Raw genomic sequence first — 14,809 nt, forward strand, 5'->3', positions numbered from 1 at the left:
ATGTGCAACCAGAAGGGCGGCGTCGGCAAGACGACCTCGACCATCAACCTGGGTGCGGCGCTCGCGGAGTACGGACGACGCGTGCTGCTGGTCGACTTCGACCCGCAGGGTGCTCTCTCGGTCGGTCTCGGCGTCAATCCGATGGAACTGGACCTGACGGTCTACAACCTCCTGATGGAGCGCGGCCTGGCCCCCGACGAGGTGCTGCTGAAGACCGCGGTGGCCGGGATGGACCTGCTGCCCAGCAACATCGACCTGTCGGCGGCCGAGGTGCAGCTCGTCAGCGAGGTGGCCCGCGAGTCGACGCTGCAGCGCGCGCTGGGCCCGCTGCTCAACGACTACGACTTCATCGTCATCGACTGCCAGCCCTCGCTCGGCCTGCTCACGGTCAACGCGCTCACCGCGGCGCACAAGGTGATCGTCCCGCTGGAGTGCGAGTTCTTCGCACTGCGCGGAGTCGCCCTGCTGACCGAGACGATCGAGAAGGTCCAGGAGCGGCTCAACCCGGAACTGGAGCTGGACGGCATCCTGGCCACGATGTACGACTCGCGGACCGTGCACAGCCGCGAGGTGCTCGCCCGGGTGGTCGAGGCGTTCGACGACAACGTCTACCACACCGTCATCGGGCGCACCGTCCGCTTCCCCGAGACCACCGTCGCGGGTGAGCCGATCACGACGTACGCCTCCAACTCCGTCGGCGCCGCCGCATATCGCCAGCTCGCCAGGGAGGTGCTCGCCCGGTGCCACGCCGAGTGAGTCTCCCGGCAGCCGACGAATTGTTCCGTACGACAGGCGGCGCCGCCGTACAGCCGTCCGCGCCGCAGGAGGAGCGGTCCGCGCAGGTCGGCCAGGCGAACGGGGAGACCCCGGCGCAGCCTTCGGCGGGCCCGGCCGCGGCCGGCCCCGTCGCTCCCAGGGTGCCCGCTCCCGCCTCCGAGCCGGTTCCGGAGACCGGCGGTGCCCAGCGCTCCGCGGCCGACGAGTCCGGCGGCGAGCCCGGCGGTGCACGGCGCACCCCGCGCGGTGCGCGCGGCACGGCCACGGCCGACGACCAGCGGAGCGCACCGCCCCAACAGGCGGGCCCGGCGCCCGGCGAGCGCACCGGGCGCCGCGGTGGTGCCGCCAAGGGACGTCAGCCGTCCGGTGCTTCGGGAACGGCCTCCCCGACGGCCTCCGCCGCACCGGCGACCTCCCGCCGCAGCCGGGCCGCCCGCCGCCCCAGCGGGCGCGAGCGGCACGACGAGAAGATCACCGTCTATGTCTCGGCCGAGGAACTGATGGACCTCGAACACGCCCGGCTGGTGCTGCGCGGCGAACACGGACTCGCCGTCGACCGGGGGCGGATCGTGCGCGAGGCCGTGGCCGTCGTACTGGCCGACCTCGAATCCCGCGGAGACGCGAGCATTCTCGTACGGCGGTTGCGCGGGCGCTGACCTGCTTGCCAGTACGCTGCCTGCGATGCCCACTCCTGACGACGCACTCCGCAGCCGGGGCTCCCGCCGACCGCTGGGGCGGGGGCCCGGGACGGCGTACGAGGCGGAGCCCGCCGCCGTCGGGAGTCCCGATGAGCCCGCGGCGCCCGTACCGGCACCCGTGGCGCACAGCGCGCCGCCCGCTCCGGTACCGGCGGAACATGCCGCACCTGCACCGGAGCCCGGCGAACCGTCCGGCGACCCGGAAGAAGCCGCCGGACCGGCCGCCGGAGAAGCGCGCCCCGAAGGCCCCGCCGGGCCGGCCGCAGCCGCCGAGGGCGAGCAGGAGGCCGACGACGGGCGGTTCAGGGTCGTCCTCGACAACTTCGAGGGCCCCTTCGACCTGTTGCTCCAGCTCATCTCCAAACACAAGCTGGACGTCACCGAAGTCGCCCTCTCCCGGGTCACCGACGAGTTCATGGCCCACATCCACGCCATGGGCCCCGAGTGGGACCTCGACCAGACCACCGAGTTCCTCGTCGTCGCGGCCACGCTGCTCGACCTGAAGGCCGCCCGGCTGCTCCCGCAGGCCGAGGTGGAGGACGAGGCGGACCTGGCGCTGCTGGAGGCCCGGGACCTGCTCTTCGCACGGCTGCTCCAGTACCGCGCCTACAAGGAGATCGCGAACATCTTCGCGGCCCGGCTGGACGCGGAGGCCCGGCGCCACCCGCGCACCGTCGGGCTGGAGCCGCACCACGCCGAGCTGCTGCCCGAGGTGGCCCTCAGCGTCGGCCCGGAGGGATTCGCCAGGCTGGCCGTCAAGGCGATGCGGCCCAAGCCCAAGCCGCAGGTGTACGTCGAGCACATCCACGCGCCGCTGGTCAGCGTCCGGGAGCAGGCCGAGGTGGTCGTGGCGCGGTTGCGGGAGCGGGGCGAGGCCAGCTTCCAGGAGCTGACCCGGGACGCCCCCGACACCCTCACCGTCGTCGCCCGCTTCCTCGCGCTGCTGGAGCTGTACCGGGAGCGGGCCGTCGCACTGGACCAGGACGAGGCGCTGGGCGCGCTCCTCGTCAGATGGAGCGGCACCGCGGACGCCGGGGACGGGACACCGCTGGTGACCGACGAGTTCGACCAGGAGCCAGGAGAGCGCAAGGATGACTGAAGCGGTCGGCGACCGGGCCGGAACCGGCGGGACCCCCGGAGCGGCGGAGGGCGAGGCTCCGGAGCGGGCGGCCGAAGGTCCGGAGGAGAGCCGCGCGGAGACCTACGAGGTGCAGGAGGCCGAGGAGGAGCGCGGCGCGGAGGCGGAGCCCGCCGGGAGCGACGGTGTCGCGGAGCTGGCTCTGAAGCCCGCGCTGGAGGCGGTGCTGATGGTCGTCGACGAGCCCGCCACCCCCGAGCACCTGGCCAAGGTCCTGGAGCGGCGCCCGCGCGAGGTGTCGGACGCGCTGCGCGAGCTGGCCGACGCGTACACCGTCGAGGGCCGCGGCTTCGAGCTGCGGCTGGTCGCGGGCGGTTGGCGGTTCTACACCCGCAGCGACTACGCGGACGCGGTGGAGCGCTTCGTGCTGGACGGTCAGCAGGCCCGGCTGACCCAGGCGGCGCTGGAGACCCTCGCCGTCGTCGCCTACCGGCAGCCGGTCAGCCGCTCGAGGGTCTCCGCCGTCCGCGGTGTGAACTGCGACGGCGTGATGCGCACCCTGCTCCAGCGCGGTCTGCTGGAGGAGGCGGGCACGGAACCCGAGACAGGTGCGATCCTTTACAGGACGACGCATTACTTCCTGGAGCGGATGGGCCTGCGCGGCCTGGACGAGCTTCCGGAGCTGGCGCCCTTCCTCCCGGAAGCGGAGGCCGTCGAGGGGGAGACCCAGGAAGGTATGCCGTCGTTCGACGTAGACGATCCTTCCCCCGACTCCCAGACGGAACATTGATGCGAAGCAGCGGCAGGAACACCGGCGGAAACCGAGGCGGCAACCAGGGCGGCGCGAGCCGCTCCGGCCAGGAAGGCCGCGGGCAGGGCGCCCGGCGCGGGCAGGGCGCCTCCGGCGGCCGGCAGGGCCAGGGCGGGCAGCGGGGGCGGCAGCAGTCCGCGGACTCCCGGCCGCCGCGCCCCGAGGAGCGCCGCTACCCCCAGGGCGGCTCCGGGTCCGGCACCTCCGGGTCCGGCACCTCCGGGTCCGGCGGCGGCAGGCCCGGCGCCCCGAAGGCCAAGCCCGGCGCCCCGAAGGCGAAGCCCGGCGCCCCGAAGGGGCAGGGCGGCTCCGCCAAGGGCCAGGGCGGCAAGCCCGGCGGCAAGGGCAACGTGCGCAAGGACGTGACCAAGAGCGGCGCCCCCAAGGCACGCGCCCGCCGGGCCTCGGCGCCCGCACGCCCCCGCGAGTACGAGGCGCAGATCGAGGAGCGCAACCGGGCCCGGCACAGCAAGCCCCCGGTCAAGCTCCCCAAGACGTTCGGCGAGGTGGAGGGCGAGCGCCTGCAGAAGGTGCTGGCACGTGCGGGCATGGGCTCCCGCCGCGCCTGCGAGGGACTGGTCGAGCAGGCCAGGGTCGAGGTCAACGGCGAGATCGTCCGGGAGCAGGGGCTGCGCGTCGACCCGGAGAAGGACGAGATCAAGGTCGACGGGCTGACCATCGCCACCCAGTCGTACCTCTTCTTCGCACTGAACAAGCCCGCCGGGGTCGTCGCCTCCATGGAGGACCCCGACGGCCGCCAGTGCCTGGGCGACTACGTCCAGAACCGGGAGACCCGGCTCTTCCACGTGGGCCGTCTCGACACCGAGACCGAGGGGATCATCCTGCTCACCAACCACGGTGAGCTGGCCCACCGGCTCACCCATCCGCGATACGGCGTGACCAAGACCTACCTGGCCGCCATCCAGGGCCCGCTGCCCCGGGACCTGGGCAAGCAGCTGAAGTCCGGGATCCGGCTCGACGACGGCTACGCGCGCGCCGACCACTTCCGGGTCGTGGAGAACACCGGGAAGAACTACCTGGTCGAGGTCGCGCTGCACGAGGGGCGCAAGCACATCGTGCGGCGCATGCTGGCCGAGGCCGGGTTCCCGGTGGAGCGGCTGGTGCGCACCCGCTTCGGCCCCATCGCGCTGGGCGACCAGAAGTCCGGCTGGCTCCGCCGCCTCACCAACACCGAGGTCGGCATGCTGATGGGCGAGGTCGGCCTGTAGCGGCGCGCGGCTCTCCGCGGTCGCGGAGGGCCTGCCCGGGCCGCGGGCACCCGGCCCCGCGCCACCGGCTCCCGGAGCGCACCCCGCGCCCGGCCGCCGGGAGCGGGCGGGCCCGGGGTGCTCAGGACCACAGCGCCAGATCGACGGCCCGGCCCTCGTCGTCGCGCCGCACCTCCAGCATGCCCGCCACGGCGGACCGGTTCACCCGGCCGTGGATCCGCGGCGCCGGGTCCCAGCAGACGCGGGCGTCCAGCCGCCGTTCGTCGATCATGAGGGCCATCAGCGGCCCCACCGCCTCGCGGAAGCGCGCGTCGGCCACGGCCAGCGCCTGCTTCTCGTCGGGCGTGCAGGAGATGAACCCGTCCTCGGCCAGCGCGCGCGGTGCGTACGGACGGTCCGGGGCGAGCAACCAGTCGTCGAGCGGGACCACGTGGAAGAGCATGCCTCCACTTGTACCGTCTCACTGTGCGGGCGGCCCGGACATCCGCGCTGGAACGTACCTACCCTGGCCCCCGCCGGGCAGGCGGCCGGCAGGGGATCGGGACCGGCGACGGGTCGGAAAGGGGCGAGCGGCGGTGGCGGTGCGTGCGGTGCGGGGGGCCGTCCAGCTCGACCGGGACGAGGCCGGACACATGAACGAGCGGGTCGGGGAACTGCTGACCGAGGTGCTGGAGCGCAACAGCCTCTCCACCGAGGACCTGATCAGCATCTGGTTCACCGCCACCCCGGACCTGCACAGCGACTTCCCCGCCGCCGCGGCCCGCAAGCTGGGCATCGCGGACGTGCCGCTGATCTGCGCGCAGGAACTCCAGGTCGCGGGTGCGATGCCCCGGGTGGTCCGTATCCTTGCTCACACGGAGACCGAGCTGCCCAGGTCCGGCGTCCAGCACGTCTATCTGGGCGCCGCAGCCGCCCTCCGCAAGGACATCGCCCAGTAAGGACACCCCACGGCAATGCGCACCGCCCTCGTGCTCGGTACGGGACTCATCGGCACCTCGGCCGCGCTGGCCCTCTCCGCGCGGGGCGTCGAGGTGCACCTGCGCGACCGCGATCCGGAGCGGGTCCGCACGGCCGTCGCGCTGGGCGCCGGAACCGGCGAGGAACCGGCCCCCGGCTCACCCGTCGACCTGGCGATCGTGGCCGTGCCGCCGGCGCACCTGGCCGCGACCGTGGCCGAGGTGCAGCGTGCCGGGCTGGCCCGCGGCGTCATCGACGTGGGCAGCGTCAAGGGCGGCCCGCGCCGTCAGCTGCTGGAGCGGGGCGGCGACCTGACGACCTACCTGGGCAGCCACCCCATGTCCGGCCGCGAGCAGTCCGGCCCGCTGGCCGCCTCGGCCGACCTGTTCGAGGGGCGCCCCTGGGTGCTCACCCCCACCCAGGGCACCGACACGGAGGTGCTCAACCTCGCGCTGGAGCTGATCGCGCTCTGCGGAGCGGTGCCGGTGGTGATGGACGCGGATGCGCACGACCGGGCCGTCGCGCTGGTCTCGCACACCCCGCAGCTCCTCTCGACCCTGGTCGCGGCGCGGCTCGAGGAGGCCGCCGAGACCGATGTGCGCCTGTGCGGCCAGGGCATCCGGGACGTGACCCGGATCGCCGGATCCGACCCGGCGATGTGGGTGGACATCCTCGCCGCGAACCCGGGCCCGGTGGCCGACATCCTCGCCGCGGTCGCCACCGACCTGGACACCGCCGTACGGGCGCTGCGCGAGCTGGAGTCGGCCGACGAGACGAAGCGCTCCAGCGGCACCGCGGGCGTCGCGGAGCTGCTGCGCCGCGGCAACGCGGGACGGGCCCGGGTCCCGGGCAAGCACGGTCAGGCGCCGACCGTCTACGAGACGGTGACGGTGCTGATCAGCGACCGCCCGGGGCAGCTCGCCAGGATCTTCGCCGACGCGGGATCGGTGGGCGTGAACATCGAGGACGTCCGCATCGAGCACGCGACCGGGCAGCAGGCCGGCCGGATGCAGCTCATGGTGGAGCCGGGTGCGGTGCCGGTGCTGGAGCAGGCGCTGCGCGAACGCGGCTGGTCCCTGCGGCAGTGAGACCGCGGGGCCCGGCGGGCCCCGGGCGCCCGCCCGGACCCGGCCGGGGCCGCCCCGCGGGCGGCGCCGGGGGCCGGACGCGCGGCCTGGCGTGTCCGTGGCAGCCGGTAGCCTGGTGCGGGGACCCAGGGCGGTCCCGTCCGTTCCTGTGCGCCGCGCGCGAGCCTCAGACCCACGAAAGGTGCCCACAACCGTGTCTGCAACCCCGGCAGTGATTGTCGCCATCGACGGCCCCTCCGGCACGGGCAAGTCGAGCACGTCCAAGGCCGTCGCGGCCCGGCTGGGGCTGAGCTACCTCGACACCGGGGCCCAGTACCGGGCGATCACCTGGTGGATGCTGAACAACGGCGTCGACACCGCCGACGCCGACGCCGTCGCGGCCGCGGCGGGCAAGCCCAGCATCGTCTCGGGCACCGACCCGCTCTCCCCGGCGATCTCGGCCGACGGCGCGGACGCCTCCGGCCCGATCCGCACCCAGGAGGTCACCGCCGCGGTCAGCGCGGTCAGCGCGGTGCCCGAGGTGCGGGAGCGGATTACCGGGCTCCAGCGGACGATCGCGGCGGAGGCGCGCGGCGGGATCGTCGTCGAGGGCCGGGACATCGGCACCACGGTGCTGCCCGACGCGGACCTGAAGGTCTTCCTCACCGCATCTCCCGAGGCGCGTGCCGCACGGCGGAACGGCGAGCTCAAGACCGCCGACGGCACCTCCGTCGGCGACCTGGCCGCCACCCAGCAGGCGCTGACCGCACGCGACCGGGCGGACTCCAGCCGCAAGACCTCCCCGCTGAAGAAGGCCGACGACGCCGTCGAGGTGGACACCACCGAGCTGGCCCTGGAGCAGGTCGTCGAGTGCGTCGTCACCCTCGTGGAGAAGGCGGCGGCGGACAAGGAGGGTCCCGCGCAGGACCGGGAGAAGGCCGCCAGGTGACGGGATCCGACTCCGCCGCGAGCGAGCGGGGCGCCGCCGTCGGCCGCCGGATCGGCATCGGGCTGATGTACACCCTGTGGCGCCCCCGGGTGCTGGGCGCCTGGCGGGTGCCGGCGAGCGGCCCGGTGATCCTCGCGGTCAACCACGCGCACAACATCGACGGACCCATGCTGATGGGGACCGCACCGCGGCCGGTGCACTTCCTGATCAAGAAGGAGGCGTTCGTCGGTCCGCTCGACCCGTTCCTGCGCGGTATCGGCCAGCTCGAGGTCGACCGCGGCGGCGCCGACCGCACGGCGGTCACCGGCGCACTGGCGGTGCTGAAGCAGGGCGGGGCGCTGGGGATCTTCCCGGAGGGCACCCGCGGCGAGGGCGACTTCGCCGCGCTGCGCGGCGGGCTCGCCTACTTCGCGCTGCGCTCCGGTGCGCCCGTCGTCCCGGTCGCGGTGCTCGGCAGTTCGGACCGCCCCGGCCGGGTGATACGGGCGCTGCCGCCGCTGCGCGGCCGGGTCGACGTGGTCTTCGGTGATCCGTGCACCGTGGGCGACGGCTCCGGCCGCCGGACCAGGACGGCGCTGGACGAGGCCACCGTACGGCTCCAGGAACGGCTCGCCGGGCATCTGACCGAGGCCAGGCGGCTCACCGGCCGCGCCGGACCCTGACCCGCGTACCACCGGCGGCCGCACCCTTCGCGGCAGCCGCACAGACCCGCTGAACGACGAGGACGAGACGTCATGAACGACCAGATGCACCCCGCCGACGACGGCACCGAGCACGGCCACGGTGAGCTGGGTGACGCCGAGTTCGCCGAGTTCATGGAGCTCGCCACCGAGGAGGGCTTCGACCAGGACGAGGTCGAGGGCGCGCTCGGCGAGGCGGGGCACGGGCCGCTGCCCGTCCTCGCCGTCGTCGGCCGGCCCAACGTGGGCAAGTCGACCCTGGTGAACCGGATCATCGGCCGCCGCGAGGCCGTGGTCGAGGACCGGCCGGGTGTCACCCGGGACCGGGTGACCTACGAGGCGGAGTGGGCGGGCCGCCGGTTCAAGGTCGTCGACACCGGAGGCTGGGAGCAGGACGTCCTCGGCATCGACGCCTCCGTCGCCGCGCAGGCCGAGTTCGCCGTCGAAGCCGCCGACGCGGTGGTGTTCGTGGTGGACGCGGTCGTCGGCGCCACCGACACCGACGAGGCGGTCGTCAAGCTGCTGCGCCGCGCGGGCAAGCCCGTGGTGCTGTGTGCCAACAAGGTCGACGGCCCCTCGGGAGAGGCCGACGCTGCCTATCTGTGGTCGCTGGGCCTGGGCGAGCCGCACCCCGTCTCGGCCCTGCACGGGCGCGGTACGGGCGACATGCTGGACGAGGTGCTCAAGGCCCTGCCCGAGGCGCCCCGGCAGAACTTCGACGGCGTCCCGTTGGGCGGCCCGCGCCGGGTCGCGCTCATCGGCCGTCCCAACGTGGGCAAGTCCTCGATGCTGAACAAGGTGGCGGGCGAGGAGCGCGTCGTCGTCAACGAGGAGGCCGGCACCACCCGCGACCCGGTGGACGAGCTGATCGAACTCGGCGGCCGGACCTGGAAGTTCGTGGACACGGCGGGTATCCGGCGGCGGGTCCACATGGCCGAGGGTGCCGACTACTACGCTTCGCTGCGTACCGCGGCGGCGCTGGAGAAGGCCGAGGTCGCCGTCGTGCTGATCGACGTCAGCGAGTCGATCAGCGTGCAGGATCTGCGCATCATCACCATGGCGGTGGACTCCGGCCGGGCCGTGGTGCTGGCCTACAACAAGTGGGACACCCTGGACGAGGAGCGCCGCTACTACCTGGAACGGGAGATCGAGCGGGACCTCGTCCAGGTGCGCTGGGCGCCCCGCGTCAACGTCTCGGCACGCACCGGGCGGCATGTGGAGAAGCTGGTGCCGGCGATCGAGACGGCCCTGGAGAGCTGGGAGACGCGGGTCCCGACGGGCAAGCTCAACGCCTTCCTCGGCGAGATCGTCGCCGCGCACCCGCATCCGGTCCGCGGCGGGAAGCAGCCGCGCATCCTCTTCGGCACCCAGGCCGGTACCCGCCCGCCGCGCTTCGTGCTGTTCGCCTCGGGCTTCCTGGAGGCCGGCTACCGGCGCTTCGTGGAGCGGCGGCTGCGCGAGGAGTTCGGCTTCGAGGGGACTCCGGTCCAGATCTCGGTCCGGGTGCGCGAGAAGCGCGGCCGCAAGAAGTAGCCGCTCCGGACGCCGATCCGCCGGAACCCGGGGCCGGGTTCCGGCGGGTGCCGTCAGCGGTGAGGGCCGTGGCGGGGTGCCGGGGGCAGCGCCGGAAGCTGCCAGGCGGGGGTGTGCCAGGCGGCCGGGGACTCCTGGCCGCTCCAGGAGCCGGACCCGATGCCGTGCGCCGTGCCGAACCCCTCGAAGCGCAGCTCCTCCTCGCCGGAGCGGTCTCCCGGCAGGGCGCGGAAGAGTCTGCGGTACTCCGCGTACAGCGAGTCGTAGATGGGGGTGGCCCCCTCGGGGGACGAGCTGAACGGCGCCCGCATCCGGGGTACGGCGGGGGCCCCGGAGGCGCTCACGGCGCGGCCGTGGCCGAGATGCGGGTGATGGGCTCGGAGAGGCTCGTATTGCTGCACGTCTGCCCAACGACCGTGCGGCACACCGGATGCGGCCCCGTGTGGCGAATGACCGGATCGCACCAGTTGTCCGGGGGTGTCCGTGCTCCCGCCCCCCGCCGCCGGGAGGTGCCGGGAGCACGGCCCGCGGCTGTGCGGGGAGCGGCTCATGTGCCGGTCAGCGGCATCGTGCCGGCCACCAGCACGCCGCCGGCCGCCGCCTTCTCCAGTGCTTCCCGCAGCAGGTCCTCGCGCGGCTGCTGGCCGATGGAGCCCGCGGGGGCGGCGTAGACCACGACCGTGTGGCTCTTGGCGGCCGCCGTGCGCCAGCCCTCGGTGACGGCGAGCGGCTGGTGCGCCTGCCACCAGGCGACCGGCTGCCCGCCGGGGGTGGCGGGAGGCTGGAAGACGGCGTGCAGCTGACCCATGGCCACCAGCACCGACCACCCGGCCACCGGAGCGGGCGGCAGCTCCACGTCGGTGACGGGCATGAAGCCCTGCTCGATCAGCAGCGGCAGGAAGTCGTCGCCCGGGCCGTCCGATCCCGGGCGGGCGATCGGGCCGGTGGGCTCCACCACGAGCGCGGAGCGCGCGGTGCCGTCGATGAGGACCTGGCCGCAGGTGATGCCCAGCACCGCCTGGCGCTGTCCCGTCCCGGGTTCGGCGGCGGGCGAGGGGACGGCGGGCGGCGGCCCGGCCGGGGCGGACTCGGGCGCGGAGAGGGTGCGTACCGCGCCCTGGAGCTGGTCCTCGGCGACGGTCACCACCTGGGAGGGGATGCAGGCCGCGTGGGCGAAGGCGAGGACCGCGGTCTCCTCGCCGACGAACAGCACGGTGCTGGTGCGCTCCTGGCCGGTGTTGCCCCGGGCGCGGCACGAGGTGCAGTCGTAGTCTCCTGGGGCGTTCTCTCCGGCGAGCAGCCTCTCGGCTTCGGCTTCGCCGATCTCGGCGCGTACGGCGTCGCTGACATCGAGCATGGGGGACACGGGGACTCCTGGCTTTCGGTTCCTGTTCGCCTGGACAACGGGAGACCTGTGGTCGCGGTCACGCGCGGGTGCCGGTGCGCGTCCCCCGTTCGTACGCAACCGGTCACATAACCGGGAGAAGAGTTCACACCCCGTCAATACCTGTCGAGCGCGCAGGAGTTCGACTGGTGAGCTGACTCACAGCGGACGGGCCGGACTGTCAACTACTGCCTGGAATGCCCCTGTTCGGGGGGTGTCCTGAAACCGCTGTTATAGCCGGTAACCGGTGCATGGCCTGCAAAGACAGTGTTCTGGTTGCAATTCGGGCGAGGTGCTCCCTACATTCCTCGGCGGTGCATCGAGCACCACCCGGGACAGGTGGAGCCGAGTGCGGGCGCCGGACGCGTCCACCGCCACTCGGTCCGCACGGGGGGAGCAACGGGGTCTCCCGGGTTCGTGGAGAGGGTTTGATTTGTCCAAGCGTCGTACAGCAGTGCTCACGGGTGCCGGTCTCGCCGCCCCGCTCGCCCTGCTCGCCGCCACGGCTCCGACGGCCTCGGCGGCATCCGACGACGGAGTGTGGGACCGCATCGCCCAGTGCGAGAGCGGAGGCAACTGGCAGACCGACACCGGCAACGGCTACTACGGCGGCCTGCAGTTCTCGGCGAGCACCTGGCGTGCGTACGGCGGCGGCGCCTACGCGCCCACCGCCGACAAGGCGAGCAGGGCCGCGCAGATCGCGGTCGCCACCAAGGTGCAGCAGGCCCAGGGCTGGGGCGCCTGGCCCAACTGCTCGGTCAAGGCCGGAGCCTCCGGCACCCCGCCCCGGGCGACCGGCCCGGCGCAGTCCGGGCAGGACTCCGGGCAGCGGTCGGCACCCCGCAGCGACTCCCCGTCGAGCGACCGCCCCGCCACGCACCCGGGCCGCAGTGCCACACGCGGCGGGTCCGGCAACTACACGGTCGAGAGCGGTGACACCCTCGGCTCGATCGCCGCGGCGCACGGCAAGGACTGGAAGGACCTCTACCGCGCCAACAAGGACGTCATCGGGAATGATCCCGACCTCATCCTCGCCGGTCAGAAGCTCGACGTCTGATCACTCGCGCCCGGCCGCCGGACGGCCGGGCGTGGAGCGGCCCCGCCAGGCGTACGCCTGGCGGGGCCGCCGCGTTGTCGTGGGCACCGTCGGCTACGTCCTGGGTACGGATTTCGTTCCCCTCAACAGGTCACAAAAGTAAAACCATTCAGAACTCTTCTGAAACAACCTGCTCAACGCACCCAACCCTGCACCGCACTTAACGGTCTAGCTCGGTGACAGGCGGACAGAGGGGGACTGACCGCGAGGATGCGTGGGACTCGGGACAAATGCACATTTCCTTCTTGCTCCACAACGGGTACGCCATCGGGGGAACCGTCCGTACCACCTACAACCTGGCCCGTTCCCTGGCCGAACACCATGACGTCGAAGTCGTCTCGGTCTTCCGGACCCGGGACCGGCCGGTGTTCGACCCGGGACCGGGCGTGCGGCTGCGCCCTCTCGTCGACACCCGCGGGGTGCGCTCACCGGACAGCCTGGGCGCCGAACACACCCGGCCGGCCCGGATCTTCCCGGAGGCCGACGGCAAGTACCCGATGTACAGCGAGTTGACCGACCGCCTCATCGGGGACCACCTGGGCAGCACCGAGGCGGACGTCGTCATCGGCACCCGGCCGGGCCTCAACGTCCACCTCGCCCGCCAGACCCGGCGCGGGCCCGCCAGACTGGGACAGGAGCACCTCACTCTCGCGACGCACTCGCGCGGCCTCAAACGCGTGCTGCGCACCGTCTACCCCCGGCTCGACGCGCTGACCACCGTCACCGAGGCCGACGCCGCCGACTACCGCCGGCTGCTGCGGCTGCCCGGAGTCCGGGTGGAGGCGGTGCCCAACAGCGTCCCCGCACCCGCCGTCGAACCGGCGGACGGCACCAGCAAGTGGGTCGTCGCGGCGGGCCGGCTCGCCCCGGCCAAGCGGTACGACCTGCTGGTGCGCGCCTTCGCCAAGGTGGTGGCCGAGCGGCCGGACTGGCGGCTGCGGATCTACGGGGGAGGACGGGAGCGGCCGGAGCTGCGCTCCCTGATAGACGAACTAGGGCTCTACAACCACGTCTTCCTGATGGGACCCATCCACCCCATCGAGCCGGAGTGGGCCAAGGGGTCGATAGCGGCCGTGACCTCCAGCCTGGAGTCCTTCGGCATGACCATCGTCGAGGCCATGCGCTGCGGCCTGCCCGTCGTCGCCACGGACTGCCCGCACGGGCCCGCCGAGATCGTCCGGCCGGGCGTCGACGGACGCCTCGTGCCGACGGGCGACGAGGACGCCGTCGCCGGAGCGCTCCTCGGCCTGATCAACGACGACGAACTGCGCCGCCGGATGGGCCGGGCCGCGCTTGCCGACTCCGCGCGCTTCGACCCCTCGCTCATCGGGGCCCGCTACGAGTCGATACTCCACGACCTCGTCGGCAAGGGCAGCCGGGGCCTGCACCGTACCCGCGCCTCGCTGCTGAGCGGGGCCTACGCCGTCAAGGACGCGCTGACCGACGGGCAGGCGGCGCTCCAGGGAGGAAGCACAGCATGAGCGGCAGCACGATCCGGACCGTCACCACAGGAGCGGCGTCCGTCGCCGACGGCCCGCTCGCCCCTCGTCCCCTCGGCGCCGAGGAGGAGCACCGCCACGACGCTGGAGACCCCGTGCCCCCACAGCCCGCCCAGCGCGGCCCGGCAACCGACTGCACCGCCGACAGCGCGGGTGGCCTCACCTTCGACCTGAGACTCGCCGGCACCGAAGCCGGGACCGGGAGCGAGGACGCGGGACTGCTGCTGCGCCGCCGCCCGGACGCCTCGGGCGAGACGGAAGAGGTACGGCTGCCGCTGACCCCGGTGCAGGACGCGGAGCCCGGCACGCTGCGCGCCGCGCTGCCCAGCACCGTCAGGCTGACCGAAGGGCGCTGGAACGTCTTCCTCGCGCTCGCCGGACGCGACCCGCGCAGGCTCTCGCCGGGCGTCAACGACCTGCGCTCGCTGGTGGACCGGGTGCCGCACGAGAACCGCGGCTGGCTGGGCGTGCGCATCCCCTACGCCACCAAGCACGGCAACCTCAGTGTCCGGGCCTGGATGCGCTGGCCGCACGCCGAGGCGGGCGCCCTGCGGATGCGGGACGGTGCCCTGGAGGTCGGCGGACGGCTCTACGGCGCTGAGGTCTCCGCCACCGCGCGGCTGGAGGCGTGGCCGCGGCGCGGACCGGCCGAACCGGTGGTCGCCGACGCGGCCGGGCCGGGGGGCGACCGGCGGGAGTTCGCCGCCGTGCTGCCGTTCGCGGCGCTGGCCGGGGGCCGGCTGTGGGACCTGTGGCTGCGCCCCGCCGAAGGGGCCGAGGCGGTGCGGGTCGCGCGGATCCTGGACGACGTCCCGGACAAGAAGCGGATCTTCACCTACCCCGCGCAGCCCGTCGCCCGGGACGCCGGGGAACCGGCCGGGGCCGGGCCGGTCGCCGCCGGGCCGGTCGCGGTCACCGCGAAGCCCTACTACACGCTCAACAACGACCTGGCGGTGCGCATCGACCGCGCGGAGTGAACCGGGCCGCGGGGACGGTGCCGAGCGGGTCCCGGGCCCGTCCCGTCCGGTCCGAAACCCGGGCGCGGACCGGA

16 protein-coding genes are annotated in these 14,809 nt (G+C 73.7%); 13 read left to right on the forward strand and 3 right to left on the reverse strand.

Features of this window, described 5'->3' with window-relative positions; genetic code table 11:
- The 5 genes from A949_RS0107130 to A949_RS0107150 all read left to right on the forward strand — a co-directional run.
- Window positions 1-756: ParA family protein (locus A949_RS0107130; RefSeq protein WP_019355315.1), on the forward strand; the 756-nt coding region annotated here is incomplete at its 5' end.
- A complete protein-coding gene (locus tag A949_RS0107135) occupies window positions 753-1,433 on the forward strand; it encodes a hypothetical protein (protein ID WP_019355316.1) in 681 nt (226 codons plus the stop codon). The genes A949_RS0107130 and A949_RS0107135, both read left to right, overlap by 4 nt.
- A gap of 25 nt (window positions 1,434-1,458) precedes the next feature.
- The gene (locus A949_RS0107140) at window positions 1,459-2,574 is read left to right on the forward strand and encodes a segregation and condensation protein A (RefSeq protein WP_026004420.1); all 1,116 of its coding nucleotides are present in this window, start codon (window positions 1,459-1,461) and stop codon (window positions 2,572-2,574) included.
- On the forward strand, window positions 2,567-3,343 hold the full coding sequence (gene scpB, locus A949_RS0107145; protein ID WP_019355318.1) for an SMC-Scp complex subunit ScpB: 777 nt from the start codon (window positions 2,567-2,569) through the stop codon (window positions 3,341-3,343). The genes A949_RS0107140 and scpB overlap by 8 nt, the downstream gene beginning before the upstream one ends.
- Complete coding sequence (locus A949_RS0107150) at window positions 3,343-4,593, forward strand: pseudouridine synthase (RefSeq protein WP_019355319.1); 1,251 nt, start codon at window positions 3,343-3,345, stop codon at window positions 4,591-4,593. The genes scpB and A949_RS0107150 overlap by 1 nt, the downstream gene beginning before the upstream one ends.
- A gap of 121 nt (window positions 4,594-4,714) precedes the next feature.
- Here the strand turns inward: A949_RS0107150 and A949_RS0107155 are convergent, their stop codons facing one another.
- Window positions 4,715-5,035: a DUF952 domain-containing protein gene (locus A949_RS0107155; RefSeq protein ID WP_019355320.1), complete on the reverse strand. Its 321-nt coding sequence runs from the start codon at window positions 5,033-5,035 to the stop codon at window positions 4,715-4,717.
- Between the two features lie 133 nt (window positions 5,036-5,168).
- Between A949_RS0107155 and aroH the strand changes: the two genes are divergently transcribed.
- The 5 genes from aroH (at window position 5,169) to der (ending at window position 9,779) form a co-directional block, all read left to right on the forward strand.
- Window positions 5,169-5,531, forward strand: a complete 363-nt coding sequence (aroH, locus tag A949_RS0107160; protein ID WP_019355321.1) for a chorismate mutase — start codon at window positions 5,169-5,171, stop codon at window positions 5,529-5,531.
- 15 nt (window positions 5,532-5,546) lie between these two features.
- The gene (locus A949_RS0107165; RefSeq protein WP_019355322.1) at window positions 5,547-6,638 is read left to right on the forward strand and encodes a prephenate dehydrogenase; all 1,092 of its coding nucleotides are present in this window, start codon (window positions 5,547-5,549) and stop codon (window positions 6,636-6,638) included.
- Between the two features lie 193 nt (window positions 6,639-6,831).
- A complete protein-coding gene (gene cmk / locus A949_RS0107170; RefSeq protein WP_037705982.1) occupies window positions 6,832-7,566 on the forward strand; it encodes a (d)CMP kinase in 735 nt (244 codons plus the stop codon).
- On the forward strand, window positions 7,563-8,228 hold the full coding sequence (locus A949_RS0107175; RefSeq protein ID WP_019355324.1) for a lysophospholipid acyltransferase family protein: 666 nt from the start codon (window positions 7,563-7,565) through the stop codon (window positions 8,226-8,228). The genes cmk and A949_RS0107175 overlap by 4 nt, the downstream gene beginning before the upstream one ends.
- Window positions 8,229-8,300: 72 nt before the next feature.
- Entirely contained in the window at window positions 8,301-9,779 is a 1,479-nt protein-coding gene (der, locus tag A949_RS0107180; protein ID WP_019355325.1) for a ribosome biogenesis GTPase Der, read from the forward strand.
- 53 nt (window positions 9,780-9,832) lie between these two features.
- Here der and A949_RS0107185 read toward each other — a convergent pair whose 3' ends face one another.
- The gene (locus tag A949_RS0107185) at window positions 9,833-10,090 is read right to left on the reverse strand and encodes a hypothetical protein (protein WP_019355326.1); all 258 of its coding nucleotides are present in this window, start codon (window positions 10,088-10,090) and stop codon (window positions 9,833-9,835) included.
- A 236-nt stretch (window positions 10,091-10,326) separates the two neighbouring features.
- Window positions 10,327-11,136, reverse strand: a complete 810-nt coding sequence (locus A949_RS0107190; protein ID WP_019355327.1) for a hypothetical protein — start codon at window positions 11,134-11,136, stop codon at window positions 10,327-10,329.
- Window positions 11,137-11,596: 460 nt separating this feature from the next.
- Between A949_RS0107190 and A949_RS32780 the strand changes: the two genes are divergently transcribed.
- From A949_RS32780 to A949_RS0107205, 3 genes are all read left to right on the forward strand, one after another.
- Window positions 11,597-12,220, forward strand: a complete 624-nt coding sequence (locus A949_RS32780) for a LysM peptidoglycan-binding domain-containing protein (protein ID WP_106428759.1) — start codon at window positions 11,597-11,599, stop codon at window positions 12,218-12,220.
- A 269-nt stretch (window positions 12,221-12,489) separates the two neighbouring features.
- Entirely contained in the window at window positions 12,490-13,740 is a 1,251-nt protein-coding gene (locus tag A949_RS0107200; RefSeq protein ID WP_019355329.1) for a glycosyltransferase family 4 protein, read from the forward strand.
- A complete protein-coding gene (locus tag A949_RS0107205) occupies window positions 13,737-14,735 on the forward strand; it encodes a hypothetical protein (RefSeq protein ID WP_019355330.1) in 999 nt (332 codons plus the stop codon). Before A949_RS0107200 ends, A949_RS0107205 begins: the two co-directional genes overlap by 4 nt.
- The last annotated feature ends 74 nt before the right edge of the window (window positions 14,736-14,809 follow it).

Origin of the sequence: Streptomyces sp. AA1529 (genome assembly GCF_000280905.1) — a bacterium.
Taxonomy (GTDB): domain Bacteria; phylum Actinomycetota; class Actinomycetes; order Streptomycetales; family Streptomycetaceae; genus Streptomyces.

Excerpts from the sequence above, each read along its gene's own strand:
- A949_RS0107200 (WP_019355329.1), top strand. The coding sequence starts at position 12,490 with ATGCACATTTCCTTCTTGCTCCACAACGGGTACGCCATCGGGGGAACC.
- A949_RS0107165 (WP_019355322.1), top strand. The coding sequence starts at position 5,547 with ATGCGCACCGCCCTCGTGCTCGGTACGGGACTCATCGGCACCTCGGCC.
- A949_RS0107205 (WP_019355330.1), top strand. The coding sequence starts at position 13,737 with ATGAGCGGCAGCACGATCCGGACCGTCACCACAGGAGCGGCGTCCGTC.
- A949_RS0107150 (WP_019355319.1), top strand. The coding sequence starts at position 3,343 with ATGCGAAGCAGCGGCAGGAACACCGGCGGAAACCGAGGCGGCAACCAG.
- scpB (WP_019355318.1), top strand. The coding sequence starts at position 2,567 with ATGACTGAAGCGGTCGGCGACCGGGCCGGAACCGGCGGGACCCCCGGA.
- der (WP_019355325.1), top strand. The coding sequence starts at position 8,301 with ATGAACGACCAGATGCACCCCGCCGACGACGGCACCGAGCACGGCCAC.
- A949_RS0107185 (WP_019355326.1), bottom strand. The coding sequence starts at position 10,090 with ATGCGGGCGCCGTTCAGCTCGTCCCCCGAGGGGGCCACCCCCATCTAC.
- A949_RS0107140 (WP_026004420.1), top strand. The coding sequence starts at position 1,459 with ATGCCCACTCCTGACGACGCACTCCGCAGCCGGGGCTCCCGCCGACCG.
- A949_RS0107190 (WP_019355327.1), bottom strand. The coding sequence starts at position 11,136 with ATGCTCGATGTCAGCGACGCCGTACGCGCCGAGATCGGCGAAGCCGAA.
- A949_RS0107155 (WP_019355320.1), bottom strand. The coding sequence starts at position 5,035 with ATGCTCTTCCACGTGGTCCCGCTCGACGACTGGTTGCTCGCCCCGGAC.